Raw genomic sequence first — 721 nt, forward strand, 5'->3', positions numbered from 1 at the left:
GTTTCTGGACAATTCCATTATATCAAAAGAGCGTTATTTATGCCCTTTTTATTGGCTAAAATATTGAATTTTCAAGGTACAGTACACCTGATTGGTGTGGGAAGTTTGAGTTAATAATTTGAGTTAATTGTTAAATATTGGTTAATTGGGTATTTTTATGTTTTGCTATATGATATGATGTTGTTAATTATTTATATCAATTTATGCGAAGGGGGATTTGGGGATGGAAGGTAATCGGAAGAGGAAGTTGTTCTGGGGCGGAGTGGTTTTGGTTGCGATTGTTTGTTTGGGGATTGGTTGGTATTTTACTTTGAGAAGTGGGGTGTATGTTGGGGATTATTTTTATTATAAGGTGAGTGAGACGCGGTATCAGAGGAATCGGTCGAATTATTTGGAGTTTGTTTCGGGGGATGAGGTTCGGATTGGTTTGGATGAGGGGGAGATGAGCGTTTCGATTGAGGAGAATGGGGATGATTCGTTTGCCTTTGCATTTTCGGACGGTAGATCGGTGCGGGGAAACTGGAATGGTGAGGATCTTGTGGACTCGGATGGGTTACTGATTGGATGGAGTGATGTGCGGATTGTGACGGATGATCAGTCTTATGTGCCGGGGGAAGCGGCAATTTGTCAGGCGATTTGTGATGTCCGTTTTGGAAATGAGGATACGATATCAAGACCGTATATTGCGTTTTTGGGTGTTCTTGTGTATGTATTAGGGATT

1 protein-coding gene is annotated in these 721 nt (G+C 41.1%); it reads left to right on the forward strand.

Annotated features, from left to right (window positions below; translation table 11 throughout):
* Window positions 1-223: 223 nt before the first annotated feature.
* Window positions 224-721: hypothetical protein (locus ACTNBF_RS16490; RefSeq protein WP_441089706.1), on the forward strand; the 498-nt coding region annotated here is incomplete at its 3' end.

The sequence above is a fragment of the Bariatricus sp. HCP28S3_A4 genome, from assembly GCF_052066395.1.
Lineage (GTDB): Bacteria > Bacillota > Clostridia > Lachnospirales > Lachnospiraceae > Allocoprococcus.